This is a genomic window from Streptomyces sp. NPDC102274 (assembly GCF_044766385.1).
Lineage (GTDB): Bacteria > Actinomycetota > Actinomycetes > Streptomycetales > Streptomycetaceae > Streptomyces.
The window spans coordinates 74,821-97,351 of the sequence record NZ_JBIWLW010000032.1 but is presented as its reverse complement, the minus strand read 5'-3'; the positions used below and the strand labels follow the sequence as shown (position 1 = coordinate 97,351).

Annotated in this window: 21 protein-coding genes and 2 tRNA genes; 6 read left to right on the top strand and 17 right to left on the bottom strand. The window is 69.7% G+C overall.

The window, feature by feature from the left end:
* The first annotated feature begins 77 nt into the window (after positions 1–77).
* The 3 genes from ACIRQP_RS32740 (at position 78) to ACIRQP_RS32730 (ending at position 2,126) form a co-directional block, all read left to right on the top strand.
* A complete protein-coding gene (locus ACIRQP_RS32740) occupies positions 78–647 on the top strand; it encodes a TetR/AcrR family transcriptional regulator (protein WP_403896594.1) in 570 nt (189 codons plus the stop codon).
* 113 nt (positions 648–760) lie between these two features.
* On the top strand, positions 761–1,957 hold the full coding sequence (locus ACIRQP_RS32735) for a GDSL-type esterase/lipase family protein (RefSeq protein ID WP_403896591.1): 1,197 nt from the start codon (positions 761–763) through the stop codon (positions 1,955–1,957).
* 82 nt (positions 1,958–2,039) lie between these two features.
* Positions 2,040–2,126 (top strand) — tRNA-Ser (locus ACIRQP_RS32730).
* A gap of 96 nt (positions 2,127–2,222) precedes the next feature.
* Here ACIRQP_RS32730 and ACIRQP_RS32725 read toward each other — a convergent pair.
* Positions 2,223–2,612, bottom strand: coding sequence for a hypothetical protein (locus ACIRQP_RS32725; protein WP_403896589.1), 390 nt, complete (start codon positions 2,610–2,612; stop codon positions 2,223–2,225).
* A gap of 56 nt (positions 2,613–2,668) precedes the next feature.
* Here ACIRQP_RS32725 and ACIRQP_RS32720 point away from each other — a divergent pair, with 56 nt between their 5' ends.
* Complete coding sequence (locus ACIRQP_RS32720) at positions 2,669–3,448, top strand: helix-turn-helix transcriptional regulator (RefSeq protein WP_403896587.1); 780 nt, start codon at positions 2,669–2,671, stop codon at positions 3,446–3,448.
* Between the two features lie 26 nt (positions 3,449–3,474).
* Here the strand turns inward: ACIRQP_RS32720 and ACIRQP_RS32715 are convergent, their stop codons facing one another.
* From ACIRQP_RS32715 to ACIRQP_RS32680, 8 genes are all read right to left on the bottom strand, one after another.
* Complete coding sequence (locus tag ACIRQP_RS32715; RefSeq protein ID WP_403896585.1) at positions 3,475–4,845, bottom strand: NAD(P)/FAD-dependent oxidoreductase; 1,371 nt, start codon at positions 4,843–4,845, stop codon at positions 3,475–3,477.
* Positions 4,842–5,384: a flavin reductase family protein gene (locus ACIRQP_RS32710; protein WP_403896582.1), complete on the bottom strand. Its 543-nt coding sequence runs from the start codon at positions 5,382–5,384 to the stop codon at positions 4,842–4,844. The genes ACIRQP_RS32715 and ACIRQP_RS32710 overlap by 4 nt, the downstream gene beginning before the upstream one ends.
* A 125-nt stretch (positions 5,385–5,509) precedes the next feature.
* Positions 5,510–6,025 carry an SRPBCC family protein gene (locus ACIRQP_RS32705; protein ID WP_403896580.1) on the bottom strand — a complete coding sequence of 172 codons (516 nt, stop codon included), beginning with the start codon at positions 6,023–6,025 and terminating at the stop codon, positions 5,510–5,512.
* Positions 6,025–8,694: an MMPL family transporter gene (locus ACIRQP_RS32700; protein ID WP_403896577.1), complete on the bottom strand. Its 2,670-nt coding sequence runs from the start codon at positions 8,692–8,694 to the stop codon at positions 6,025–6,027. Before ACIRQP_RS32700 ends, ACIRQP_RS32705 begins: the two co-directional genes overlap by 1 nt.
* Positions 8,691–9,710 carry a hypothetical protein gene (locus ACIRQP_RS32695; RefSeq protein ID WP_403896574.1) on the bottom strand — a complete coding sequence of 340 codons (1,020 nt, stop codon included), beginning with the start codon at positions 9,708–9,710 and terminating at the stop codon, positions 8,691–8,693. The genes ACIRQP_RS32700 and ACIRQP_RS32695 overlap by 4 nt, the downstream gene beginning before the upstream one ends.
* An 81-nt stretch (positions 9,711–9,791) precedes the next feature.
* Positions 9,792–11,231: a cytochrome P450 gene (locus ACIRQP_RS32690; RefSeq protein ID WP_403896571.1), complete on the bottom strand. Its 1,440-nt coding sequence runs from the start codon at positions 11,229–11,231 to the stop codon at positions 9,792–9,794.
* 17 nt (positions 11,232–11,248) lie between these two features.
* Entirely contained in the window at positions 11,249–11,929 is a 681-nt protein-coding gene (locus tag ACIRQP_RS32685; RefSeq protein ID WP_403896568.1) for a class I SAM-dependent methyltransferase, read from the bottom strand.
* A 211-nt stretch (positions 11,930–12,140) separates the two neighbouring features.
* Positions 12,141–12,239: transfer RNA gene (locus ACIRQP_RS32680), tRNA-OTHER, on the bottom strand.
* 178 nt (positions 12,240–12,417) lie between these two features.
* On the opposite strand from ACIRQP_RS32680, the gene ACIRQP_RS32675 reads away from it, so the two are divergent.
* Positions 12,418–13,167, top strand: coding sequence for a GDSL-type esterase/lipase family protein (locus ACIRQP_RS32675; RefSeq protein ID WP_403896565.1), 750 nt, complete (start codon positions 12,418–12,420; stop codon positions 13,165–13,167).
* Here ACIRQP_RS32675 and ACIRQP_RS32670 read toward each other — a convergent pair.
* From ACIRQP_RS32670 to ACIRQP_RS32640, 7 genes are all read right to left on the bottom strand, one after another.
* Positions 13,154–14,410: a beta-ketoacyl-[acyl-carrier-protein] synthase family protein gene (locus ACIRQP_RS32670; protein WP_403896563.1), complete on the bottom strand. Its 1,257-nt coding sequence runs from the start codon at positions 14,408–14,410 to the stop codon at positions 13,154–13,156. The genes ACIRQP_RS32675 and ACIRQP_RS32670 overlap by 14 nt on opposite strands.
* Positions 14,410–14,649, bottom strand: coding sequence for an acyl carrier protein (locus ACIRQP_RS32665; protein WP_403896560.1), 240 nt, complete (start codon positions 14,647–14,649; stop codon positions 14,410–14,412). The genes ACIRQP_RS32670 and ACIRQP_RS32665 overlap by 1 nt, the downstream gene beginning before the upstream one ends.
* A 64-nt stretch (positions 14,650–14,713) precedes the next feature.
* Positions 14,714–15,229 carry a hypothetical protein gene (locus tag ACIRQP_RS32660; protein WP_403896557.1) on the bottom strand — a complete coding sequence of 172 codons (516 nt, stop codon included), beginning with the start codon at positions 15,227–15,229 and terminating at the stop codon, positions 14,714–14,716.
* Positions 15,229–15,744, bottom strand: a complete 516-nt coding sequence (locus ACIRQP_RS32655) for a type II toxin-antitoxin system RatA family toxin (protein ID WP_403896554.1) — start codon at positions 15,742–15,744, stop codon at positions 15,229–15,231. The genes ACIRQP_RS32660 and ACIRQP_RS32655 overlap by 1 nt, the downstream gene beginning before the upstream one ends.
* Complete coding sequence (locus tag ACIRQP_RS32650; RefSeq protein ID WP_403896551.1) at positions 15,737–17,077, bottom strand: aspartate aminotransferase family protein; 1,341 nt, start codon at positions 17,075–17,077, stop codon at positions 15,737–15,739. Before ACIRQP_RS32650 ends, ACIRQP_RS32655 begins: the two co-directional genes overlap by 8 nt.
* Before the next feature lie 14 nt (positions 17,078–17,091).
* Complete coding sequence (locus ACIRQP_RS32645; RefSeq protein WP_403896548.1) at positions 17,092–18,231, bottom strand: acyl-CoA dehydrogenase family protein; 1,140 nt, start codon at positions 18,229–18,231, stop codon at positions 17,092–17,094.
* Positions 18,232–18,336: 105 nt separating this feature from the next.
* Positions 18,337–20,046, bottom strand: a complete 1,710-nt coding sequence (locus ACIRQP_RS32640) for an aldehyde dehydrogenase family protein (RefSeq protein WP_403896545.1) — start codon at positions 20,044–20,046, stop codon at positions 18,337–18,339.
* A 185-nt stretch (positions 20,047–20,231) separates the two neighbouring features.
* Here ACIRQP_RS32640 and ACIRQP_RS32635 point away from each other — a divergent pair, with 185 nt between their 5' ends.
* Complete coding sequence (locus ACIRQP_RS32635) at positions 20,232–21,239, top strand: bifunctional lysylphosphatidylglycerol flippase/synthetase MprF (RefSeq protein WP_403896542.1); 1,008 nt, start codon at positions 20,232–20,234, stop codon at positions 21,237–21,239.
* Here ACIRQP_RS32635 and ACIRQP_RS32630 read toward each other — a convergent pair.
* On the bottom strand, positions 21,223–22,023 hold the full coding sequence (locus tag ACIRQP_RS32630; protein WP_403896539.1) for a BTAD domain-containing putative transcriptional regulator: 801 nt from the start codon (positions 22,021–22,023) through the stop codon (positions 21,223–21,225). The genes ACIRQP_RS32635 and ACIRQP_RS32630 overlap by 17 nt on opposite strands.
* Between the last annotated feature and the right edge of the window lie 508 nt (positions 22,024–22,531).

Genomic DNA, 22,531 nt, shown 5'->3' with positions numbered 1-22,531 from the left:
GCCCTAGGTCGAAATGTTATTTGCCTAGGAAGATTAGGCAGATGCATAATCGACTCAGGCTGATGGAGGGATGGGTCATGGTGAGAGCTGGGCTGACAGCGGAACGTCTGACACAGGCGGGGGCGGAACTGGCCGATCAGGTCGGTTTCGACAAGGTGACCGTCTCGGCGCTCGCCCGGCGGTTCGGTGTCAAGGACGCGAGTCTGTACTCGCACCTGAAGAACTCCCAGGACCTCAAGACCCGGATCGCTCTGCTGGCCTTGGCGGAACTCGCCGACCGGGTCGCCGCGGCCCTGGCCGGGCGGGCGGGCAAGGACGCCCTGGCGGCCTTCGCGAACGCCTACCGCGACTACGCCAGGGAGCACCCCGGCCGCTACGCCGCGGCGCGGCTCAGGCTCGACCCGGAGACGGCGGCCGCCAGCGCCGGCTACAGGCACGCGCAGATGACGCGCGCGATCCTGCGCGGCTACGACCTGACGGAGCCGGACGAGACCCATGCGGTCCGGCTGCTGGGGAGCGTCTTCCACGGCTACGTCAGCCTGGAGATGGCCGGAGGCTTCAGCCACAGCGCCCCCGATTCGCAGGAAACCTGGTCACGGGTAGTGGACGCGCTCGACGCCCTGCTCCGGAACTGGCCCGCACCATGAACCCGGCCATCACCCGACTGAACTCTTCAGGCAACCAGGTCCTGTCCGGACAGGACCTGGTGCCCCTCCCGGCAAGGTTTGCCCGTCGCGGCACCAGAACAACAGGCGGAGAAATGAACACCGAACACAACTGGATCACCACGCCCATCACCGCGGACATCCTGCGCGGCGCCCTCGACCTGGAACAGACCGCGCACGGCGTCCTGCCGCACCGGCTGCCCGCGCGGGCCCGCGCCCAGAACTCCGACGGACAGCTCGCCATGGTCGAGTCCCAGCCCTCCGGCGTCCGGCTCGTCTTCCGCACCGGGGCCACCGTCATAGAACTGGACGTGCTGCCCACCAAGAGGGTCTACGTGGGTACCCCGCCCCGCCCCGACGGCGTGTACGACCTGCTCGTCGACGCTCGCCCGGCCGGCCGGGCGAGCGTGACCGACGGCAACACCCTGACCATCGACATGACCACGGGGACCGCCGAGCACCGCCCCGGCCCCGTCGGCACCCTCCGCTTCGCCGACCTGCCCGACGACATCAAGGACATCGAGATCTGGTTGCCGCACAACGAGACCACCGAACTCGTCGCCCTGCGCACCGACGCTCCGGTCGAGCCGGCACCGGACCGGGGCCGCAAGATATGGCTGCACCACGGCAGTTCGATCAGCCACGGCTCCGACGCCGCCGGCCCCACCACCACCTGGCCGGCGCTGGCCTCCTCCCTCGGCGGTGTGGAGCTGATCAATCTGGGTCTGGGCGGCAGCGCCCTGCTGGACCCGTTCACCGCCCGCGCTCTGCGGGACACCCCTGCAGACTTCATCAGCGTCAAGATCGGCATCAACCTGGTCAACACCGACCTGATGCGCCTGCGCGCCTTCACACCCGCTGTGCACGGTTTCCTCGACACCATCCGCGAAGGCCACCCCACCGCACCGCTGCTGGTCGTCTCGTCCATCCTGTGCCCCATCCACGAGGACACCCCGGGCCCCACCGCGCCGGACTTCAGCAAGCTCAGCGAGGGGAAGCTCCAGTTCCGGGCCGCGGGCGACCCCGAGGAACGGGCGGCCGGGAAGCTGACGCTCAATGTCATCCGCGAGGAACTGGCCCGCGTCGTGGAGCAGCGGGCGGCCGAGGACCCGAACCTGTATTACCTGGACGGCCGTGACCTCTACGGCGAGGCCGACGTCGCCGAGTTGCCGCTGCCCGACCAGCTCCACCCGGACGCCGCCACCCACCACCTCATCGGTGAACGCTTCGCCAAACTGGTCTTCACGCCCAACGGGCCCTTCGCGGACAGCCGCGCCGCTCAAGGCATCTAAGGATCATGTCAGCCAAATCTCAGGCCGGTCCAGCAGAATCATAAGCACCGAAGGGAACGGGGGAGACCCCGCCCGGAGGTGGGGAGAGGTACCCGAAGCGGCCCAACGGGGTTCCTGGGAAACCTGGACCGGGTGCAAGCCCTCGCAGGTTCGAATCCTGCCCTCTCCGCACAATGGTGGCCCGGCCGCCGCCCGAATCGGGCGGCGGCCGGGCCACGGACACCGGGGAGGCGAGGTGCGGACGCGCACCTCGCCTCCCCGGCGTTCAGGCGTTTTTGCGCCAGACCAGGACGGCCGTCACGGCCAGCAGCGCGATCGCCGCGATATCGATCCGCGCCACACGCATCGTCGCGTCGTTGAGCGCCGGTGTGGAGTAGGCGAGCAGCAGGAACGAGCCCATGCTGACGCCGCCGCCGACGAGGGCGGGCACCTGCAGCGACGGGATGAACGCCGCGCAGAGCAGGGCGATTCCGACGAGTCCCAGCAGCACCGCGCGATGCCGCAGAAGCACCGTCAGATCAGCGGAGTCGGGACCGTCGATCGACACCCCGTACGCCGTCGTGATCTGGGACGGGGCCAGTGCGACGACTCCGGGCAGGAGGTTCACCGCACCGACGACGACGAACAGTGCGCTGGTGAGTCGGTCGGTCCACATGTGATTTCCGTTCAACAAGAGGAGGGGATGATCGGGGTGTTGGTTAGCATGCCCGCATGCGACCGGCGCTGCTTTCAGAAACGTGCCGTGACCAGGCCGCGTTGTGGTTGTGGCCGGGGCACGCGCTGTATGTCGGACCGTCCCTGGAACTGGACGTCCACTCCGGGGCGGTGAGCTGTCTGGCGGTGGGTGTCGACGGGGAGTTCACGGTCCGGCTGGAACACGGCCCGGCCCATGTCGCCCGTACGGCGCTGGTGGCGGCGCGGGTGCGGCACCGGATCGTGGCCGGCGGGAGCCGGATGGCCTTCTGCTACCTGGATCCGGCCTCCGCGCGGGAGCGGGCGTGCCGCCGGCTGATGAGCGGGAGCGCCGAACTGGCCAGGGACCATGAGCGCGAGCGCGAACTGGCCTCGCTGGCCATCCTGTTGGAGCAGGGCGTGCCACTGTCGGACGTACGGCAGTGGCTGGATCTCGCCGGACCCGACGGCCTCTCGGGCCGCCGGGATCCGCGCGTACAGCAGGCGACCCGCCGGTTGTCCGAGAGGTCCGGACAGCGGCTGCCGGCAACGGAACTGGCGGCGGAGGCCGGTCTGTCCGTCTCGGCTTTCCTGCGGCTGTTCCGGGCCGAGACGGGCACGACGTTCCGTCGCTACCGGATGTGGACGCGCATGCTGAGGGTGGCGACCCTGCTGGAGACCTGGCCCGATCTCAGCACGGCGGCCGTCGAGTCGGGCTTCGCCAGCCCGTCCCACTTCAGCAGCGCCTTCCACGCGATGTTCGGCCTGCGGCCCAGCAGTCTGTTCTCCCCTCGGCTGACGATCAGGGCCGCCGGGTAGGCGGGCCCGGCCCACGGGACCCGGCCTCATGGTGTGCGGCGGGCTTCCCGGTCCATGCTGTTCAGGTAGGCCCGCAGAAGTCCCCTGGCCGGGCGCGCGGTGAGCGGGACGCGCGGGGCCCGGTCGCGGTGCCAGGGGTAGTCGGCTGGGCCCCGGGCCGCCGAAGGGTCTTCGACGAGGGACTCCGCGACATGCGATCCATGGGCCACCGACATGGCCAGGCCGTGGCCGCAGCAGCCACCGATGTACCACACGTCCGGGTGGCCGCCGACACGGCCGACCACGGGGAGGTCATCGACGGTCATGCCTATCTGTCCCGACCAGCGATGGGTGACCGGGACCTCGGCGAGGGCGGGGTGCAGACGCCGCAGCCGCTCTTCCAGCCAGGTCCAGGTGGCGGTGCGCAGCGCGGTGGCCCGGTCGGCACGCAGCCCCGGCAGATGGACGGCCCTGCCGCCGCCCACCACCAGGCGGCCGTCGTGGGTGAGACGGAAGTACGGCGCCAGGGACATGCTGTCGACGAGGGACGTTCCGGTGCCGCCCCCCAGCGCCGCGCGGGCCTCGGGGCCGAGCGGGGCGGTGGCGATGGCGTGCACCTGAAGGGGCAGGACCGTGCCGACCGGCAGCCCGAGCGGCCCGGCCGCCGCGTTGACGGCCAGGACGGACGCGCGGGCCCGGAGCGTACCGCTGGGGAAGAGCAGTTCGGTCGGCGTGTCGCCGTCACCGGGGTGCATGCCGCGCAGAGGGCTGTCGTTGTAGAAGCGGACGCCCTTCGCGGCGCAGGCGGCGGCCAGCGCGCCGCTCAGCGCGGCCGGGTCGAGGGTGGCGGCGGAGCGGTAGAGCAGGCCCGCGTGGTAGGGGACATCGAGGCGCTCGCGGATGGCGGCGGCCGACAGCACGGGGACGTCCAGGCCGAGCGCCTCGTACGTCCGCGCCTGCCGGGCGAGGGACGCCAGGCCGGAGGCGGTACGGGTCGCCACGATCTGCTGGCCCTCGCGCAGCCCGCACGGCGCGCCCAACTTCTCCGTCAGCGCGACCACTCGCTCCACCGCGGAGACGGAGGCCAGATACATGGCCCGTGCCATGGACGGGCCGAAGCGGCGGGCGGCGCGGTCGATGGACGGACCGATCCGGGGCCCGAGGAGGCCGGTGCCCCGGCCGCTGGCGCCGGCCGCCGGATGGCGGGCGTCCACGACGACGACGTCCAGTGAGGGATCGCGTTCGATCAGGTGGTAGGCGGTGGACAGACCGGCCAGGCCGGCTCCGACCACGGCGACGTCGGCGGTGAGCCCGCCGGTCACGCGTGCGGAGGGCGCGCCGGCCGTGGTCCGGCCGGGGTTGTCTTCGGGGGAGTCGTCGGGCGCCCAGCAGGGCTCCTCCCGTACCGGGGCCGTCACCGCTTCCCCCCTTCCGCCAGGGTGTGGAAGCCGCGGTCGTGCCAGATCAGGGGGCGCCCGCCGGCCGTGTGCAGGGCGGCCACCCGCCCGACGACGAGGCAGTGGTCGCCGTAGGCGCGTACCTCCTCGGTCCGGCAGACCGACCAGGCGTAGGTGTCCGCGAGCACCGGTACGCCGAGCACCTCCTCGTACGATTCGGCGGCGAAACGCTCGGCCGGGGTGGCCTTGGAGAACAGCCGCGCCCGGCCGCTCTGGTCCTCGTGCAGCAGATGTACCGCGAAGGCGGAACCCGGTGTGATGGCGGCGAGCGTACGCGAGTTGTGGGACAGACAGACGAGCAGCAGCGGTGGGTCGGCGGAGAGCGAGGTGACGGTCGAGACGGTCGTCCCCACCGGGCCGTCGTCCGAGGGCGCCGTGACGACGGCGATGCCGGAGGCGAGGCCGGCGTAGAAGTCCAGGCAGAGTTGGGCGCCGGGAACGGACGTCTGATCCACTTCCGGCCCGCCGGTACGCGCACCGGCTATGACGGGCTGCATCATGGGGCTCCTTTCAGTCCGGTTTCTTGTCTTCTGTTCCGGCGACCCGGGGGCAGGGCGGCATGGCGGGGCCAGCAGCCCGCGGACCGCGTCTACGGGCGGACGGCGCCAGGTGTCGGACAGGACCCCTAGCGGCCGGCCTCCAGAGCGTCCCGCAGGGCGACGAGGGTGGTGTGCATGGTCGCCCGGTTGCGGGTCCTGCGGCGTACGACGCCGGTCACCAGCGGGGTGACGGCCGTGAGCGCCATGCCGAACGGGCCGGAGCGGCGGTCCCGCCACTCCTCGTGCACCTCGCAACCCTCGGGCAGCGGTGTGAAGCGGTACGTCCAGCCCGCCACCGCGATACCGAGGAAGCTCACATGGAAGGCGAAGGTGCGGCCGGGATCCGCCTCGACCACCTGGCACAGGGTGGGCCATGGCAGCCACCGGGCGCGGTTGCGCCCGATGAACCGCATACCCGTCCTGGCCGGGCCGCCCCGTCCGATGATCCACGCGCCACGGCACTCCGGGCTCCACTCGCCCATCCTCGCCACATCGCTGACCGCCGCGTAGGCGGTCTCCGGCGGCACCCGGATGACGATGCTCTCGGATATCCGTGAGGGGGAGTCGGATTCCGGTGGTACCGCGGCGGTCTGGTCGGTCACTACGGGGCCGTCCCTTTCATACTGACCGTACTTTCGGTTTGTACGGGTGCGGGTGAGTCGTCGGTGGTGCCGTGCGAGTCGCCTGTGGTGCCGTGACCGGCGATGGCAGGTCCCGGCGCCTGCTTGCGGCCCGGCAGCCACCAGTTCCAGCGGCTCATCAGACGCATGGACGCCGGGACGATCAGAAGCCGGATGACGGTCGCGTCGAGCGCGATGGCCAGGGCCATGCCGAGACCCAGCTGCTGCATGGGCAGGATGCCGGTGAACGCGAAGGCCGCGAAGACCGCGACCATGAGGACGGCCGCGCCGGAGATCAGCGGCATCGTGGCGGACATGCCGCGCGCCACGCTGCCGATGTCGTCCCTGGTGGCGAGGTAGTCCTCGCGGACCCGGCTGAGCAGGAAGACCTCATAGTCCGTGCTGAGGCTGAACAGCAGGGTGACCAGCAGTACGGGGACGAAGTTGGTGAGGTGGCCGTCCACGTCGAAGCCGAACAGCCCGCTTCCCAGACCGTCCTGGAAGACCAGCACCAGCACCCCGTACGTGGCGCCCACCGAGAGCAGGTTCATCGCGATGGCCTTGAGCGGCAGGAACAGGGAGCGGAAGGTGAGGAGGAGCAGCAGATAGATCACGGCGAGCATGGTCGCGATGACCGGCACCAGCCTGTCCTCGATCACCTTGTTCGCGTCGACGCCCTCGGCCGTCTCCCCGCCGACACTGACGTTCCAGCCTCCGCCGCCGGACGCGAAGCCGGCGGCCTCGGCGCGTACGGACGTGAGCAGGTCCCGCACCGAGTCGGAGGAGGCGGTGTCATTTCCCACCACCTCGATGAGCGCGGTCCTGCCGTCTCCGGACACGAAGTGCCCGACCGTGCCACGGGCGTCGGCGGGAAGCCGGTCCAGCGAGGTGAGGACCGCGAACGGGCGGTCCTGGCCGACCTGGCGGAGCGTGCCGATCGCCGAGTCGGCCCGTACCACCCGGCGCAGTCCGGCGACGGTGTCGTGGAACCGCAGCAGCTTCGCCACGTCCGCGTCGGAGCGCTTCTGGAGCGGTACGCGCGACTCGACGACCACCTGGATCGGCGCGGCGCTGCCCACCCCGAACTCGTCCCTGGCCGCGTCGTACCCCTGGCGAACGGCCGCGTCGGCGGGCACGACCCGGGCGTCCGGGGTGAAGGTGTCCAGGCGCAGGGCGGGGATGGCGAGCGCGGTCAGCGCCGCGACGCCGACCACCAGGAACAGCACGGGGCGGCGCATGACCGCGTGGGTCACGGCGACCCAGCCGCCGCCGGACCCCGGGCCTTTCGTCGGGATCACGCCGGGCTCGCGTGCCCCCGTGCCGCGCCTCGCCGCGTTGTCGTCGGTCACCAGGGCTCCGCCATGGCTCCCTCCTCCGCCTTGCGATCCACGGCACCGGACCCCGCTCCCTGATCCGGCCTGATCCCCACGAGAGGCCCTGGCGGTGTTCGCCCCGCGGCGGCCGATCCGGCCCCACTCGATCCTGGACCCCAGCAGATGCAGCAGTACGGGCAGCAGCAGCACACTGGTCAGGACGGAGAAGGCGACCACGACCACGGCGCCGAGAGCCATCGACTGGATGACGCTCAGATCCACCAGGAAGAGAGTGGACATGGCGGCCACGATGGTGATGCCGGAGGCCACGACGGTCTCGCCCGAGGTGCGCAGCGTGCGCGCGAGCGCGCGCTCGCTCTCCTCCCGGGAGAGCGGACCGCCTCCGGGAGGCAGTTCGCTCTTGAAACGCATGATCATGAAGAGCGAATAGTCCACGCCCACGCCGAGACCCAGCATCGTGGCGGCGTTCTGCACGAACACCGAAAGCTCGGTCTGCCGGGCGATGAGCGCGAGCACCGCGAGGGCGAAGACCACCGAGGTGACGCCGACCAGCAGGGCGGCGAGCGCGGCCGCCACGCTGCGGAAGAGCAGCAGCAGGACCAGGAGGATCAGCGGGAGGGTGACCAACTCGGCGAGGATCAGCCCGCGTTCGCTCAGATGGTTCACCTCGCCCCACAGGGCGGCCTGGCTCACCAGGGACACCCGCAGGCCCTGTGGCTCGTACTGCAGGCTGAGCCTGTCCTGGATGTCGGGCAGCAGGCGGCGCGCGGTTCCGTCGTCCAGCTCGGAGCCGACGCGGACCAGCGCGGTCCGGTCGTCGTCGCCGAGGAAGGCGGCGCGCGCCCGGTCATCGGTGAGCGTGGTGTATCCGTAGCCGCCCGAGGCCCTGAGGGTGTCGTCGCGGAGCACGACCTCGGCGGCGTCCCGTACCCGCGCCTCGAAGGCGGGATCGCCGGCCCGGTGCCGGGTGTCCTTGATCACGAGGGTCAGGGAGGTGGCGCCGCGCCCGTCGAACCCGTCGGTGAGCCGCTCGGCGGCGACGGCGGAGCCGGAGCCCGGCACATACCACCCACCGCCGCTGAGCAGTCCGGGCAGCGGGGCGGCCTGCCAGCCGGCGACCACGAGCAGCAGCAGCCACAGGACGGCGAGCGGCCGTCGCCGACGGCTGGTCAGGCAGGAGAGGCGCGTCGGTAACCGGGATCCGTCACGCCCCGCGGACCCCGCTGAGCCGCCCGGCCCGTCGGACGGCCCGCCCGACGACCCGCGACGGGACTCGTCCACAAGTCCCCCGCGGGCCGGGTCGCGACGGTCTCTCATGCGCGGATCGCGATTCCGTGTTCGCGGTCGTCGGTCAGGATCTCCATCAGCGCGCGATTGCTCGTGGTGAGACGCTGGCGCTTGCCGGTCGCCTTGTTGACCAACTCCAGCTCACACCTGCCGATCTTGGTGTTCAGGCAGTGCTTGATGCCACCGGGAGGGTTGTAGTAGTTGAGCCCGACGAAATCCTCGGGCGCCGCGGTGAAGCGGCCCCGGATGGCGACGGTCTCGTCGGAGCTGGTGAAGTCCCAGTAGAAATAACCGAAGTCGGCCTTGGCCTTGAGCGCCTGGCGGGGCGCGGACAGGGAGTACTCACGCTCCTCGTGGCGGAGCACCAGGAACGTGATCTTCGGTGTCTTGACCGGGCCCACCAGCTTCGTACGGCCGGTGACGATCTCCAGGAAGCTGTCGGGGTGCTCGTCGAACCCGGCCACCTGACCGAAGGCGTAGTGATCGGTGTGCCGGCTGCCCCAGTTGTGGTTCTGGCTGCCGGTCCAGCCGTCGACGTCGATCGTCTCGCCATCGACCGTGAGCTTGCCGCTGTAGGTCGACAGAGGGACCCCGACCAGGCTCTTGGCCTTGGGGAAACTTCCGGTGTACATGCCCGGCGGCAGCAGGAGCAGCGGCGGTTCCGAGCCCTCGTACGTCAGGTCCCAGCCGATGTGACCGTTGGTACCGGCCGCCTCGCCCTTCAGCGCGCCCGTCTCCAGGACCCGGTCGTTCACCCGGGCGCTGAAGGAGTCGGGGCTGAAGTGGCAGTCGGAGATCGGGTATTCCTCCTTGGCCACCACATGACGGCCGGTCGTCCCGTCGAAGTAGATGGCCCACAGTTCACCGATGGCGGCATGGGGCATGCCGGCGGGACTGAAGATCGTGTACCGGATCCAGAAGGCCCGGGGCTCCGTCGGGTGGTTGCCCCGCTGGTAGAAGCTCTCGTAGTGGCCGGCTTCCTGGCCCGGACGGTACTGCGTCCAGTTCAGGCGCTCCGCGTCCGCTGTGCTGGGGTCCAAGTTCATCGGGTCCGTCTTCCCATCCGATACTGGCACTGGCTGTGCTGTGCTGTGCTTGTGGTGGCGCCCGGCGCCGGTGCCCCACCTTTACCGAGCGCCGAGCGCTCCCGTACGCGCGTGCGCGGTCATGGACATTCCGTAGCGCGGCCGCAGGGTGATCGACGCCTGGTTGACGACGCGGTGCGAGGGCACGTGCCGGAACTCGTACCGCCGTACCAGGGCGGCGAGCAGCAGATGTGCCTCCATCAACGCGAAGTGCTTGCCTATGCAGAGGTGCGGACCGGCTCCGAAGGGCATGTGGGCGAAGCGGTGGCGCCCCTTCTTGCCCTCGGGGGAGAAGCGGTCCGGATCGAAGCGCTCCGGATCGCTCCAGTGCCGCTCGTGGCGGTGGATGTTGTAGAGATTGACCAGCAGCCGAGAGCCGGCCGGCACGCTGTGGCCCCCCAGCACGGTGTCCTTGAGCACCAGCCTGGGGACGATCGGCGCGGACGGGTACAGTCGCAGCGCCTCCTCGAAGACCTGGAGGGCGTAGGGCATGGCCGCCAGGTCGTCCATGGTGGGCATACGGTCGCCGAGGACCTCGTCCACCTCGTCCTGGACCCGGCGCATCGCCCGGCGGTTGCCGGAGAGCAGATAGAAGGCCCAGGTGAGGGTGATCGCGGTGGTCTCGTGACCGGCGCCGAAGGTGGTGATGACCTCGTCGCGCACCTCGCGGTCGCTCATGCCCTCGCCGGTGTCGGCGTCCCGTACGTCCAGCATCATGTCGAGGAGATCGGGCGGCCCCTCACCGCGGGGGACACCGGAGGCGGCCGCCTTGCGGCGCTCCGCGATGATCCCGTACGTCATCTCGTTGATCCCCTTCATCACCTCCTGGAAGCGGCGGTTGCGCGGTGTGGGCCACTCGGTCGGCGGGCTGAAGGGGTTCTGGAGGCGGTCGAAGGCGTAGTTGATGGCGACATCGACGGCTTCCGGGCTGATGCCGTCCCTGGTCTGCTCGACATCGGTGCTGAACATGCACCGGCTGACGATGTCGAGCGTGACCCGCATCATCTCCGCGTGCACGTCCACCACATCGCCGCTGCGGTACGTGGCGGCCATATGGGTGACCTGATTCGCGGTCGACTCGGACATCGAGTCAAACATGCGCGCGATCGCCTGCTTGGTGTAAATGGGCTGCATCATGCGCCTGTTGCGCATCCAGCTCTCGTGATCGTCGCTGGTGAGCAGGCCCTCACCGAGGATCAGCCGGAGCGGGTTGTCCGGGCCGAGCTTGCCGTAGGTCGCGCTGTCGGTGAGGACCTCACCGGCGAGCTCGGGGCTGGAGACGCCGTGCACGACGACGGGACCGAGCCGGTAGCGGACCAGATCACCGTGGTCACGCCAGCCCTGGTGCATGGCGTCCAGGATGTCCTTGCGGAAGTCCAGCACGCTGCCCACCACGGGCAGCCCGCGCGCCTCCGGCGCGGAGGGGGCCGTTGCCCCGGACGGGGACGGAGCGGTGGCGGCGGTGCCGCGTGTTGCCGTCATGAGAGGGTCCCTCCCCTTCACTTCCGGGCCAGGGCGCTGACCCAGCCGAACGAGCGGAGCGGCTCCGCGACGAACCGGGCGTCCCGGAAACCGGCCTTGCCCAGCATCTCCACCAGATCGGCCCCGGAGAGGATACGCAGGCCCTCGCGCTCGGAACGCTCGGTGAACCGCCGTCCGAGGTAACGCTGTTTCGCCGTGGGCTTGTCGGCTGCCTCCCGGCTCATCTCCAGGGTGATCGACACCTGGCCGCCGGGCTTGAGGACCCGGTACGCCTCGCTGAGCCCGCGCATCGGGTCGGGCCAGAAGTAGAACGTCTCGATGGCGCTGACCTGGTCGAAAGACGCGTCGCCGTACGGCAGTTCGCCGGCGTCGCCCCGCTTGATCTCCACCCGTCCCGCGGCGACGCCGTCGACATTGCGCCGTACGGACTGACGGACCATCTCCGCGGAGTAGTCCACGCCGGCGACGAACCCCTGACTCGCCCGCTCCGACAGGAGCTTGACGGCCATTCCGCCGCCGCAGCCGATGTCCAGGACGCGCTGGGAACGGCGTATCTCCATGTGCTCGATCGCCCACACGGTGAGCGTACGGTGCTGCTTCGCCATCACATGGCCGATCAGCCTGCCGGCTCGCCCGTTCGGCTGCCGGAAGTTGTTCTCCACCAACTCCAGCGGCCTCTTCAGCAGTTTGTCGATCATCCGGACTTCCCTTCGCGATTCGCAACGTCTCGGGTGGTGCCACGGAACGGGCCGCCGACCCCGGAGGACGGGCCCGGCAACTTCCGGGAATGGGTATGCGGGCCACGGCGCGCGCATGGAGCGGCGCGCCGGTACCCCGTCTGCCTGACGGTCCTGGGCGCGGTCCCCGAACCCACGGGAACGGCGTCGCGGCACGGCATCGGATGGTCGGCGGAGAGGGCAGGATTCGAACCTGCGCGGGCCAATGCCTGTCCGGCGACCCGATCCGGGTTGCCCCGGAACCCCGTTGGACCACTTCGGGTACCTCTCCCAGCCTCGGAGGCGGACTGGCCGCTGCTCCTGCTGCGCCACTGATGCTGCCGCAGCTTCCTGAGATCACGCTGAGATCTTCCTGAGACCGCTCGTCGTGGTCCGGACGGGGGCAAATCGGGGGAGTGGACCGGAATCGAAGCGGGCAGCAAGGAAGGGTTCAGAAGGAAGGGAACACCGTGAACGACACGACCGAACAGCGAATGTCCCTTGTCCAGGAGGGTGCCGACCCGCGGTGCCTGCGGCCCGGCGAGGCCGGAAAGCTCCTCGCCGGGGCCCCATGGCGCCGCCTGGTGGTGCTGGGCGACATCGCGGTGGAGCGGGCCGTGGAACAGGTCGAGGGGTACGGGCCGAGGCCCTGGTACGACAGGGTCGCGACCGCCCTGGGCGACGCCGCCGAGGGGTTCGCGTACCTCAACCTCCTCGGCCGGCGGGAGCTGCGCGCCGCGCAGGTGCGTTCCGGTCAGCTCCCGGCCGCTCTCGCTTTCCGGGGAGACCTCGCGCTGGTCTGCTGCGGCACCGCGTACACACCGGACGAGGCGCTCGACATGTACGGACTGACGGCGGAGCTGGTACGGATCGTCGCGCCGCTGCGTGACGCCGGGTACGACGTCGCGCTGCTCGGCTCCTATCAGTTGGCCGGCTGGTCCGGACTGCCGGCCGGCCGCCGGGAACAGGTGGCCGAACAGCAGAAACGGGTGTCCGAACAGGCCAGGGCCGTCGCCCTGCGCCATGGCACGCTCTACGTCGACTTGGCGTCCCTTTACTCCGACACCGAAGTGGCGGCCGTGTGGAGCCGCGACCGGGCGCGGCCGAACAGCCTCGGCCACGCGGTCGCCGCCGCCGCCGTGGTGCGTGCCCTCGGCGGCCGGACGGCCACCGCCGTGCCCGCGGCCGGGGACGACCAGGGACCGGTCAGGCCCTGGTGAACAGCAGTACCGCATTCTGACCGCCGAATCCGAAGGAGTTGCTGACGGCCACCTCGGCGCGCAGGTCGCGCCCGGCCTTGAACACCATGTCCAGTTCGAGTTCCGGGTCCAGGCTCTCCAGATTGGCGGTCGGCGGGATGTGACCCGCTTCGAGGGTCAGCGCCGTCACCACCGCCTCGATGGCCCCGGCGGCGGCGAGGGAGTGGCCCACCACTCCCTTGACGGAGGTGACGGCGGGCCGCTCCCCGAGCACCCGGCGGATCATGCGGGCCTCGGTGGCGTCGTTGAGTACCGTCGCCGTGCCGTGCGCGTTGACGTGGTCCACCTCGCCGGGGCCGACCCCGGCGTCGCGCAGCGCGGCGCGCACGGCGAGCTCCGCGCCCCCGCCCTCCGGGTCGGGAGCGGTCGCGTGGAACGCGTCGGCGGAGGCGCCGTACCCGCTCACCATGGCCCGGATCGTCGCTCCACGCGCCCTGGCGTCCTCGGCGCGTTCCAGGACGAGTACGGCCGCGCCCTCGGCCGGCACGAAGCCGTCCCGGTCGGCGTCGAAGGGACGGGAGGTGGCGGACAGCTCGTCACGGCGGCCGGCCAGGGCCCGCATCTGGCCGAAACCCGTGATGAGAGAGGGGACCAGGGGCGCTTCGGTGCCCCCGGTGATCACCACGTCGCAGGCTCCGCTGCGCAGCAGTTCGCGTGCCGTGCCCACCGCCGTGGTCCCGGAGGCGCAGGCCGTCGCCGTCACCAGGCTGGGTCCCCGGGCGCCGAACATCATCGACACGTATCCGGCGCACATGTTGGGCGACAGCATGGGGACGAGCAGCGGGGAGACCTTGCGCGGTCCGCGTTCCAGCAGCACCTTGTGCTGTTTCTCCCAGGTGGCGGCGCCGCCGATGCCGTTGCCGAGGACGACACCGACCCTGGTGGCGTCCCAGGAGTCCCGGTCGAGGCCGGAGTCGGTGACCGCCTCGTGCGCGGCGACCAGCGCGAGCTGGCTGCTGCGGTCCAGCCGCCACATCTGCTTGCGTTCGATGAGCCCGCTGGGGTCGAAATCGGTGACGGCGCACGCGAAGTCGGCGGGTATGCCGGCGAGCGCCGGTACCTCGGTCGCCGCCGTACCGGCCCCGGCACGGATCCGCTCCCAGCTCCGCTCCACCCCGACCCCGGCGGCGGTGACCATGCCGACTCCGGTGATCGCGGCGTCGAACGGGGCCTGTGCCGGGACGGTCGTCGGTGGACGGGCCATCAGACGGTGGCCAACTTGCCGGAGATCATCTCGGCGGCCTGACCGACGGTCGACTCGGGGCCCAGCTCGCTGTCCTCAAGAGGTACGTCGAACTCCTCCTGGGCGGCGACGGAGAGCTCCACGAGAGCGAGGGAGTCGAGTTCGAGGGCGCTGAGCGTGCTGGTCGGTGCGATGCTCTCGGGGTCCAGGCCGAAGGTGCTGGTGAGCAGTTCCAGCAGGCGCGGGTAGACGTCTTCCATGAGGGTTTCCCTTCGGGAGCGTAGGCGTTCGTAGGTGTGCCGGCAGCCGGGGCCGGCGGGTGTGTCAGCTGCTTTGCGGCTGCCGGGCGGCGGTGGCCACACCGGCGGCACCGTCGGCCGGTCCGGGGTGCGCGGCCGGCGCGGCGTCGAACTGGTCGGTGAAGCGGGAGTAGGCGGGATGGGCCACCGGTTCGAAGTCCAGCGCGAAGGGCTTGAGGAAATTGCCGAACAGCGCGCGGTCGCCGAACAGATGGATGGGGATGACCAGCAGCGCCCACTCGGGGCCCCACAGCCAGATCCACGCGAGCACCACGAGCGTCTGGGTGACCAGGCTGTGCATCACGTTGTAGAGCACGTAGTACGCCCGGTGTATCCGCTTGGACGCGCTGCGGTGGTAGGCGATCGCCCCCGGGATGTATCCGATGAGGTCGATATAGACGAACAGACCGATCGCCGGGAGCCATCTGACCTCGTCGAGATGGGTGAAGAAGAAGGCCGCGGCGATCACCAGGCCGAGCCCGTACTCCAGCCGGATCAGCCGGTAGGTGGTAGGCGTCTCGAAGAGGTTCTTGCCGTCCATCAGCGCGATCCCGACGCGGCGGTGACGGGCGCGTCCGTCACCTCGGCGACGGCGCGGGCGACCGCCTCGTCGCCGATCACCGAGGCGTTGCCGTCGAAGAGGCTGATGACGACACGGGCGATGGTCTCCTTGAAGACCCGTTCGGCGACCGGGTCCAGAATGCCCGCGAGGCTGGGGATACCGAAGTCGAACTCGGCGCTGAAGTCGACCACGCAGTCCTTGCCGTCCGCGACGAGCCGCCAGACACCGGTGAACTCGGCGAAGTCACCGTCGATCTGCTCGAAGGTGATGGTCAGGCCGTCCCGGTCGAAGCGGTCGGACTCGGTCCAGCACAGGATGCCGTTGCGGAAGTAGACCTCCCAGTCGCTGACCTCCTGCTCGCCGGACTCCTGACGGGACGTCACTGAGCGGATGACATCGGTGAATTCGGAGTACCGGTTGAACGCGCTGACGCGATCGAACGCCACCGCCGCGTCGACGTCATGAACGCTGACCTTCACTTGCACGCTACGCATGGATTTTGTCACCTTCTGCTGTGGGTGCGTACCGGGCGCCCTGCGCGCGGCACGCGCGGTCGACCGCCTCGTAGAAGAAGTCCAGGTCGCTTCTGGTCAGTACCGCCGGCGGGGTGAAGCGCAGGACGAGATGCGAGTTGAGGGAGTGATTGGCGATGACGCCGTTCATGATCAGCTCGATCAGCAGATCGCCCGCCGGTCCCGGCTCGGCGAACTCGATCCCCAGCAGCAGCCCTTGGCCCCGTACCTCGCGCACGGCGTCGCCGTAGTGCGACCGGACGATACGGTCCAGTTCCGGGAGGATCTCGGCGCCGAGCTCGCGGGAGCGGGTCACGAGGTCGTCCTCGTGCATCGCCGTGAGCGCCCCGCGTACGGCGGCCATCGCCAGCGGCGCCCCGGAGAACGTGGACGTGTGCAGATACGGGTCCCGGTCGAAGGCCCTGAACGCCTCCCGGGTGGCGACCACGGCCGACACCGGTACGACGCCGCCGCTGAGCCCCTTGCCGACGAGCAGTACATCGGGGCTGATGTCCTCCCGGTCGGCGCCCCACCAGGAACCGAGCCGGCCCAGACCGGTCTGGATCTCGTCCAGGACGAGGAAGGCCCCGTACCGGTCGCACAGTTCCCGCACCGCGCGCAGATAGCCCGCCGGCGGGATCACCACTCCGGCCTCGCCCTGCACCGGCTCGACGAACACACACACTTCGCCGGGGGCCGCCGCCAGCAGGGGTTCGAGGGCGGCGGCGTCACCGTACGGGACATGGCTGGTCTGGGGGAGCAGCGGCCGGAACGGGTCCTGGAAGACGCTCTTGCCGGTGAGGCTGAGCGCGCCCATGGTCTTGCCGTGATAGCCGTTCTCCATGGCGACCAGCCGGTGGTGGCCACGGGTGCGGGCCAGCTTGATGGCCGTCTCCGCGGCCTCCGCCCCCGAGCCGGCGAAGTGCACCCGCTCCAGTCCGCGCGGCGCCACCGACACCAGGGCGTCGGCGGCCAGGGCGACCTGCGGTTCGAGGAAGAGGCGGGTGGCGACCGGGTGGGTGGCCAGCTGCTCGGCGACATGCCGGATGACGGTGGGATGCCGGGCGCCCATCAGGAAGACGCCGTATCCACCGCAGTTCAGGAAGCGCTCGCCCGTCGAGGTGGTGACCCAGGCGCCTTCCGAGGCCACCTCGATGTGCCCGCCGAACAGTTCCCCGAGGGTCGCCCGGCCCTTGCTCAGGCGGGCCCGGTACAGCTTGCCCAGCTCCTCACGCCCGAGGGTGGCGGGCGTGGTGGCGGGGACGGCCGGGGGCACGGTCGGCGGAAGAACGGATGTCGGTGTCGTCGATGACATGGATGTCCCTCTCATCAGGTCAGGCGCAGCGGGTGGCCTGCGACGTGGTCGAGATACGGACCGGTGAAGCTCGACCGCGACGGCGGGTGGAACGACAGACCGTGCGCGGCGCCGGCCAGGTAGGCCACGTCGGAAGAGGACATGAAGGCCGTGCCGCCGAGCAGTTCGACGGCCTGGTTCAGCGCGTCGCCCAGCGCGTCCTGGGCGGCGTACCGGGCGACGAGCGTGCGGGCCAGCGCCGCGTTGCCGGTTTCGCCGTCCTTGATCATCCGGGCGGTGCCCTCCAGCAGCAGGGCGGCCGTCTCCAGCCGGGTGAGCACCCGGGCGCGGTCGGAGTCACTGCCCCGGCCGCCGTCGACGACCCGCTCGACCAGTCCGCTGACGATGCCGAGATAGCAGGCGGAGATGAGCAGTTCGAACCAGATCAGGCCGACGGTCTGGAGGTCGTCCAGGTTCCCGGCGTCGCCCTCCGGCTCGGTGCGCATCAGCAGCTGCTCGTCGACGAAGACGTCCGTGAGCCGCACCTCGTCGCTCTCCGCGCCCGCGAGAGTCCGGCTTCCCCAGAACGGATGGACGCTGACGCCCTCGGTCTCCCGGGGAATCAGCAGCACCGCCATCCTCGGCTCGCCGCTGTCGGTCGGCAGCGCCACGCTGGCGGTGAGCAGGTCCATCGAGTGCGACAGGCTGCACGGCTTCTTGGAGCCGTTGATCACATAGCCGCCGTCCGCCTTCGACGCCGACATCATCGGCGAGAGGATGCCCCGTCCCGGCCGGCCTTCCGCGAAGCCCGAGGCGACCAGCAGTCGCTGCTCCGCGATCCCTTCGAGCAGCGCCCACTCCATGCCGCTGCTCTGGATGGAGTCGGCCAGGGTGAACAGGGTCGCCACCGAGAAGTGGTGCATCGTGGTGGCGATCGCCAGGGACGGCGCCCGGGAGGCCAGGGCCCGTACCACGGCGAGGGCCTGGAGCGGATCGGCTCCCGCCCCGCCGTAGGTCTTGGGGATCACGAGACCGGGGCCGCCGGCCGCGCGGAAGTGGTCGAGTGCGGGGTTCTTCGGTGCTTCCAGCTCCTCCAGCGGAGTGCCGGAGAGCAGATCGAGCAGGCCGGGCAGGAATGATTCGCACGTCTCGCGTGCGGCTTCCAACGAGCGCATGGATCCCCCTCTGTTCTGTCGTTCTGTCGTGATGGCTTCGAGGCTTCGGGCTTCGGGGCGTGCGGGAGGTCCCGTACGCCCCGTCGGGCCTGGTACGGGACGCGGTCAGCGGTCGGAGGCGGCCTTGAGGGCCTTCCAGGCGCCGAACACCGCTTCGGAGGGGCGCGCGCCGGTGGAGACGCTCACGCCCTGGATGTGAGAGGTGCGCAGGATCGGGTAGTTGGCCTCGCCGAACACGCCCCCGGTGAGCCCGGTCCCGCCGTGGGTCGGCAGATAGGGCAGGAACCCGATGTGGGAGTCGTTCACCTTGAGCAGCCCGCCCTGGGTGATCCGGGTCACGATCCGGTCGACCACCTCGGGATCCCGTGCCCACGCCGAGTTCCGCAGCCCATAGGCGTTGCTGTTGACGAAGTCGACGAACCGCTCCAGCAGGACATCGTCGGGGGCGGGCTCGGCCACGATCACCGGCAGCAGCGGGAAGAACGTCTCCTCGCGGACCGCCTGGACCTCCCGGGCCTCCTCCAGACCTCGAACCATCACCACCGTGGGCTCAAGGAAGATCCCGGCTGTGTCACGGGTTCCGTCCTCCTGGATCGCGTGTCCGCCGCACACCAGCTCCGCACCCCGATCGAGGGCGTCACGCAGGCACGAGAAGAACTTCTCGTTGCGCAGCACCGGAGTGAGCAGAACGCCCTCCTCCGACGACCGGCCGGGCCTGATCCGCGCGGCCTTCTCGGCGAGCAGGGCGACCAGTTCGTCGGAGACGTCCGGGTGGACCACCACCTGGTTGGGGATCATGCACAGCTGGCCGGAGCCGTAGAAGCTCTCCGTGATGGCCTCGGCCGCCAGGTCCAGGTCGGCGTCCTTCCACACCAGCACCACGTCGTTGCCGGCCAGTTCGAGGATCGGCTTCTTGCCCGCCGCGATGCAGCGCTCCTGGAAGCGCATCCCGTTCTCGCTGCTGCCGAAGTACATGATGTCGTCGACGAGCGGGCTCTCCAGCCAGGCGTCCAGCATCGGAGCCGGGTCGCCGCACACCACGCCGAGGGTGCCGGAGGGAGCACCCAGCTCCGCCAGCACCGGCGCCACCACCTCCTGCAGTACGTACATGACGCCCAGCGGGGCGCTGCGCGGCGCCCGTACGACCAAGGAGTTGCCGGCCATGATCGCGGTCACGCCGAGCAGCGCGCTGGAGAGCGGGGCGTTCTGCGGGGGGTTGAGGCAGACCACACCGTCGGGGCGGCGGCGCACCGAGATCCGCCGCTCCCCGTGCTGGTACTCCTGGAGCATCTGGCTCCGGTAGAAGCCGAGCGACTCGGGCCCGAACACCTCCAGGGCCCCGGACACCTGCCAGCGGGCCAGCGCCAGCGGGTGCCCCTCCTGGACGAGTACTTCGGTGATCCGCTCGGCCTGCTCGGCGAGCCTGCGGTAGAGCAGGGTGCCGAACTGCTCGATCCGGGTCTCCGGGGGGAACGCCGCCCAGGGCGTCGCTGCCGCTGCCGCGGCTTCGATCGCCAGATCCGTGGTCTGGCGGTCGGCCCGCGCCACCCGGCCGACAATGGTGGCCGGCAGGTTCTCGGCGGGAATGCGGCCGCTCTCCAGCTTCCGCTTCATGGTGAGCGTGGAAAAGGCATCGTCCAGCAGGGCGTCCGAGTCGACCACGTACACCCAGGTCCCGCTCGGAACGGCCTTTCCATCGATGAGGGAAAGGTAGGTGGGGACTTCCGGCCGAGACGCTCCGGAATCTTCTTTTCCTGACGCCGAAGGCGTCGCGATATCGCTGCTCACGCAGCCCCTCCGCTCTCCATTTCCCATCAGCTGACGGGAATGTTCGCAGTTCCAAGTGGTGGTTATGACCTTCACATGCGCCCCTGAAAATCCACGGAGACGGCGCTGAGACGGCGCTGAGACGGCCGTTTCAGGGAAATGGAAGAGAGTCTGAGGAGCATGTCCCCGGGCACCCGGCCCGGTAACTCGACGCATCAGGCAACGGGAGTGAGATGACGACGCGCAGCGGAGAGGTATCCGACGAAGAAGTGCTCGGAGTGCTGGAAATGCTCCGTAAAGATGGCGATAACCCCAGCGCCTTCCTCGCGCTTAACTCCGGTAACGCGTACTTCACCGACCCGTCGGCGGACGGAGTCGTCGCCTATCGCGAGGCGGGCTCATATCTGATCCAGTTCGGCGGCGTCAACGCTCCGCCGGAACAGCAGGAGGCGCTGCTGCGGGCCTTCCTCGCGCACGCGCGCCGGCGGCGTCGCAAGGTCGTCGCCATACAGGTCCTCGCGTCGGACGTCGAGCTGTACGCCCGGTGCGGTTTCACGGTCAATCAGGTCGGCTCGTCCTACTCGGTGCACCTGCCCGACTTCGCCCTGCGCGGAACGCGGTTCATGAAACTCCGCAACAAGATCTCGCGGGCCCGGCGCAGCGGCCTGGAGGTGACGGAGGTCTCCCACGAGGAGTGCGCGGCGGAAATAGCCGGCATCGACGGCGCCTGGCTGCGGAGCAAGGGCCGTCATGTCAAGGAGATCGAGTTCCTGGTCGGCGAGTTGGGCGGGCCCGTACAGCACGCGCGGCGGCTGATGCTCGGCCGGCTCGACGGAGTGCCCATCGCCTACATCTCGTACTCACCCGCGTACGGATCGCGTCCCGGGTGGTTGCACGACCTGAGCCGTCGGCTCCCCGACGCGCCTCCCGGTGTGATGGAGGCGATCAACCTCACCGCGCTGGAGACGTTCCGTCAGGAGGGCGCGGAATGGCTGCACTTCGGCTTCACACCGTTCACCGGGCTGTCCGCCGAGCACGATCCGCCCGAAGCCAGCGGGGCCACCCGCAGGATTATGCGGCTGCTGGCCGACCACGGAGACAAGGTCTATCCCGCGGCCAGCCAGCTCGCCTACAAGGAGAAGTGGGGCCCCCAGCTGGTGCTTCCCGAGTATCTGGCCTTCCACGGGCGGGCCAGGCTGGGTGCCATCTGGCAGATCCTTCGGGTCACGAAATCCGTATGACCTCTTCGCCGGCCCCCGATATGGACAGGTGGGGAGATTGCCGGAGGATGTCCTGGAACCTGTCTCTCAGTCCGTGTCCGGGCTGAAGTCCCAGATGCTGCGACAGGTACTCGCGGGTGCGGTGGTAGGTGTTGAGTGCGTCGGCCTGCCGTCCGGACAGGTAGAGGGCGGTGATGAGCTGTTCGCAGAACCGCTCGTGCAGCGGGTACCTGGCGTGCAGCTGCTCCAGCCCGGGGATGACGGCCCGGGGCTGGTCCAGCCGGAGCCGGATGTCGAAAAGCCTTTCGTACGCTCCCAGTCTGACCTCTTCCAGCTGGGTGTACGCCACTTGACAGATCATTCCGTTCCCGGCGTCGATCAATGCCGGGCCTCGCCATAACGATACCGCCTCGGTCAGCAGGTCGACGGCGCCTTTGGGATTGTTGTGCGCGCTCGCCGCTTCGGCGCGGGCCACCAGATGGAGGAGCCGGGAAGCATCGACATCCTCCTCGGTCAGTTCCAGGACGTATCCGGTCGGTGAGGTCTGGATAACATTGCGCAGAGCTGCCTTCCCGCCGTGTGCGACCAGTACCCGGCGCAGCCGGGCGATATGGCCGTGCAGTGAATTCTCCGCGCTGTTCGGTGGCTCTTCGCCCCATAGCTCGTCAATGAGCTCGCTCCGCGAAACGGAGCGCCCCACCGACAATGACAGCGCCGCTAGGATAGAGCGTAACTTCTCTCCCGGTATCCGGACCTGAACCCCGTCATCGATTACTTCCATCGGTCCCAGAAGATTGATCTGCAATTGTCGCCCATTGCCTTTCTGATGCGACCGGGGGAGCGGGTGTGTGGAGTGCCTCCCCCGAGGCCAACTCTGCGTACCTAGCGATGGTCGCTCCCTACTCGTAGGTAAGAGGGCGCGGACCGACAGGTCGGATGCATCAGCTATGAAACTTGGCTCGTTCTCGACGTTCCATGCCAGACATCACGCCAACGCGAGGTGAGTGCACGCCAAGTTGCTGAGAACTTCCTCTTACTGACGATCGAAAAACGCCGAAGGACGGGCCGGGCGCCGCCGATGACCGAATCGGACGTTCCGCTTGGGTGCCACATCTCCGAACAGGCCATGCTCCGGTGAGGGTTCGCGGAGAGGCGGCCCGGGGCTGCCCGAAATGGCCGCTGTTCGTTGATCTGAATTTGTTGGGATCTTTGCCATACACACGGCGAGTCGAGTGGCATTGCAAGGCCGTCGTTTTCCGGTCGGGGCCCGCGGGCAACCGGACGCCGATTCCTGCCCGTTTCCTGCCCGTCGC

Bases quoted from the DNA above. Each gene is read 5' to 3' on its own strand.
- ACIRQP_RS32725 (WP_403896589.1), bottom strand. From the start codon at position 2,612: ATGTGGACCGACCGACTCACCAGCGCACTGTTCGTCGTCGTCGGTGCG.
- ACIRQP_RS32665 (WP_403896560.1), bottom strand. From the start codon at position 14,649: ATGGAAGACGTCTACCCGCGCCTGCTGGAACTGCTCACCAGCACCTTC.
- ACIRQP_RS32640 (WP_403896545.1), bottom strand. From the start codon at position 20,046: ATGGGAAATGGAGAGCGGAGGGGCTGCGTGAGCAGCGATATCGCGACG.
- ACIRQP_RS32645 (WP_403896548.1), bottom strand. From the start codon at position 18,231: ATGCGCTCGTTGGAAGCCGCACGCGAGACGTGCGAATCATTCCTGCCC.
- ACIRQP_RS32740 (WP_403896594.1), top strand. From the start codon at position 78: ATGGTGAGAGCTGGGCTGACAGCGGAACGTCTGACACAGGCGGGGGCG.
- ACIRQP_RS32650 (WP_403896551.1), bottom strand. From the start codon at position 17,077: ATGTCATCGACGACACCGACATCCGTTCTTCCGCCGACCGTGCCCCCG.
- ACIRQP_RS32720 (WP_403896587.1), top strand. From the start codon at position 2,669: ATGCGACCGGCGCTGCTTTCAGAAACGTGCCGTGACCAGGCCGCGTTG.
- ACIRQP_RS32700 (WP_403896577.1), bottom strand. From the start codon at position 8,694: ATGAGAGACCGTCGCGACCCGGCCCGCGGGGGACTTGTGGACGAGTCC.
- ACIRQP_RS32655 (WP_403896554.1), bottom strand. From the start codon at position 15,744: ATGCGTAGCGTGCAAGTGAAGGTCAGCGTTCATGACGTCGACGCGGCG.
- ACIRQP_RS32735 (WP_403896591.1), top strand. From the start codon at position 761: ATGAACACCGAACACAACTGGATCACCACGCCCATCACCGCGGACATC.
- ACIRQP_RS32685 (WP_403896568.1), bottom strand. From the start codon at position 11,929: ATGATCGACAAACTGCTGAAGAGGCCGCTGGAGTTGGTGGAGAACAAC.
- ACIRQP_RS32670 (WP_403896563.1), bottom strand. From the start codon at position 14,410: ATGGCCCGTCCACCGACGACCGTCCCGGCACAGGCCCCGTTCGACGCC.
- ACIRQP_RS32690 (WP_403896571.1), bottom strand. From the start codon at position 11,231: ATGACGGCAACACGCGGCACCGCCGCCACCGCTCCGTCCCCGTCCGGG.
- ACIRQP_RS32660 (WP_403896557.1), bottom strand. From the start codon at position 15,229: ATGGACGGCAAGAACCTCTTCGAGACGCCTACCACCTACCGGCTGATC.
- ACIRQP_RS32695 (WP_403896574.1), bottom strand. From the start codon at position 9,710: ATGAACTTGGACCCCAGCACAGCGGACGCGGAGCGCCTGAACTGGACG.
- ACIRQP_RS32710 (WP_403896582.1), bottom strand. From the start codon at position 5,384: ATGATGCAGCCCGTCATAGCCGGTGCGCGTACCGGCGGGCCGGAAGTG.
- ACIRQP_RS32635 (WP_403896542.1), top strand. From the start codon at position 20,232: ATGACGACGCGCAGCGGAGAGGTATCCGACGAAGAAGTGCTCGGAGTG.